The following is a 2,228-nucleotide window of genomic DNA, read 5'->3' on the forward strand; positions in this document are numbered from 1 at the left end:
CCGCCCGCCCACCCGCGCGCCCCGCGGCGGCGCCCCGCGCCCCCCCCCCCCGCGCCCCGCAACTCACGGGCCGCGCCCCCCCCGCCAGGGGGGTGCGGTCAGGGGGGCGTGATCAGGGGACGTGGACCGTGACGGGGCTCAGCCGGGGGTGATCCGGCCGCGCCAGCCACCCTCCTCCCGGCCCTGGTCCTCGATGAAGTCCTTGAAGCGCCGGAGGTCCCCCTTGACCCTGCGGTCGACCATGCCCAGCATGTCGCCGGTCTTCTCGGCCATCCCCTCCGGCTGGAAGTTGATGGCCAGGTTGATCCGGGTGTGCCGGTCGTCCAGTTCCTGGAAGGTGACGACGCCCTTCTGCCGCACGTCGCCGTCCGTCGTGCGCCAGGCGATCCGCTCGTCGGGCAGCTGGTCGATGATCTCGGTGTCGAACTCGCGGGTGACGCCGCCGATGCTGGTCCGCCAGTGGTTGTGGCGCTCGTCCAGCTGGGTCACCGCGTCGACGCCCTCCATGAAGCGCGGGAACTCCTCGAACTGGGTCCACTGGTTGTACGCGGCGTGCAGCGGCACGTCGACGTCGACCGTCTCCTTCACCATGCTCATCTGGGGCCTCCTCACGTGTGCGGTGGCCGAGCCTTTCCCGGCCGCCCGCGCGCCTGCCCGCTGCGCCGCGCCCTAACCCACCCGCACGCCGTAGCACCGGCCACCCGGCCTGGCGCCGGCGCTACGGCGTGCGGCGGGCCTGGACCACGGCGCGCCCGGCCAGCGCGCCGCCGTAGACGGTGTAGCCGACGCCGATCAGCCAGGACTGGACGATCAGTACCGTCCCGACCGTCCCGTAGGAGACCGCGTTGGACACCAGCAGCGGCGCGAAGACCAGCCGGGAGAAGAGCCGCAGGCCCGCCAGCGCCACCATGGTCGCGACGGCTCCGGGCAGCAGTTGCCTCGGCGGGACGCGTCCGGCGAGCAGCAGGTGCTGGAGCCACCAGAACAGCAGGAGGCCGCCGACGGTCGTGACGGCGATGCGGAAGGAGGGCTGGACAGCCGAGTGGTGCCAGGGCATGCCGCTGGAGGCGGCCAGCACGATGTACCCGATCAGCCCGGCCAGGCCGAGGGTCTGGCGCCAGACCGCGTGCCACGGGCCGCGGTCGAGCTCCCACACGCGCTCGTAGACGCCCTGGACGGACGCCATCAACGAGACCCCGAAGACCGCCAGCGCGGCCAGGCCGAAGCCCGTGGTGGTGCTGAGCACCTGGCCCCGGGAGGCGAAGAGCCGGTGGACGGCGTCGGCGCCCGGCCCGCTCAGGCCGAGGCCGTCGGTGATCCACTCGGAGATCCCGCTGCCGCGCGAGGGGAAGGCGGCCGCGATGACGATCAGCAGCGGCACGAGGGTCACGAAGAAGAGCGCCGCGAAGGCCATCGAGCGCTGGAGCAGTTCGATGGTGCGGCCGTGTTCCCACACGCCGACGACGGCCGCCCGCAGGACCTGCCACCAGCTGCGGGCGATCTCCGTCAACCGGCTGCGACGGCGCACGCCGCTCAACCCAGGACGCCGCGCGGCGACGGCGACGGCGACGGCGGGGACGGGGACGGGGACGGGGACGGCGGGGACGGGGACGGGGACGGCGACGGCGGGGACGGGGACGGCGACGGTCGGTTCACGGCCACTGGATCCTCGCTGTGCTCGACGCCCACGGACGGACCTGCCCCGTCAGGATGCCACCGCGCGGGGCGCGTCCGGCGCTCCGGCGTCGCGACCGGCGCCCGGTGGCGCCGGGTGGCCGCGCGCGGACACCGCTCCTCCCGGACGCGGAACACCCGCCCGGCAGGCCGTCGACAGGCCGTCAGCTCGCGGGCAGCCGTAGATCACACCACACCGTCTTGCCCGGCCCCGACGGGTGCCAGCCCCAGCGCAGGGTGAGCCGGCTCAGCAGGAACAGGCCGAGGCCTCCCGGTTCGTCCGGGGGGTGCGGGGGCCGGGGCAGCGGCGGGCGCGGGCTGGCGTCGCTGACCTCGATCCGCAGCCGGCCGGTGGCGCGGACCAGGAGCAGCGTCCCGGGCTCGCCGCCGTGGCGCAGGGCGTTGCCGACGAGTTCGGAGACCAGCAGGACGGCGTCGGCGGCCCCCCGCGGGGGGGCCACCGGCGCGCGGGACGCCGGGGGGTAGGCCCCGGGGGGGGGGGGCCGCCCCCGGGGGGGGCCGGGCCGGGGGGCCCGGCCCCCCCGCGCGCGGGG

3 protein-coding genes are annotated in these 2,228 nt (G+C 76.0%); all 3 read right to left on the reverse strand.

All coding sequences use genetic code 11. From position 1 onward, the window contains the following. Nucleotides 1-138: 138 nt before the first annotated feature. The 3 genes from ACFV6I_RS21605 to ACFV6I_RS21615 all read right to left on the reverse strand — a co-directional run bounded on the left by ACFV6I_RS21605 (nt 139) and on the right by ACFV6I_RS21615 (nt 2,135). Nucleotides 139-597: an SRPBCC family protein gene (locus ACFV6I_RS21605; protein WP_063352569.1), complete on the reverse strand. Its 459-nt coding sequence runs from the start codon at nt 595-597 to the stop codon at nt 139-141. 121 nt (nt 598-718) lie between these two features. After that, nucleotides 719-1,528 carry a YhjD/YihY/BrkB family envelope integrity protein gene (locus tag ACFV6I_RS21610; RefSeq protein WP_079136563.1) on the reverse strand — a complete coding sequence of 270 codons (810 nt, stop codon included), beginning with the start codon at nt 1,526-1,528 and terminating at the stop codon, nt 719-721. Between the two features lie 310 nt (nt 1,529-1,838). Beyond that, nucleotides 1,839-2,135 (reverse strand): ATP-binding protein, encoded by a 297-nt coding sequence (locus ACFV6I_RS21615; protein WP_380427057.1) that lies wholly within the window; start codon nt 2,133-2,135, stop codon nt 1,839-1,841. Nucleotides 2,136-2,228: the final 93 nt, after the last annotated feature.

Source organism: Kitasatospora sp. NPDC059803 (assembly GCF_042732255.1).
Lineage (GTDB): Bacteria > Actinomycetota > Actinomycetes > Streptomycetales > Streptomycetaceae > Kitasatospora.

What these genes read in the sequence shown, in the direction of transcription:
- ACFV6I_RS21605 (WP_063352569.1), bottom strand. Translation starts at nt 597, where the DNA reads ATGAGCATGGTGAAGGAGACGGTCGACGTCGACGTGCCGCTGCACGCC.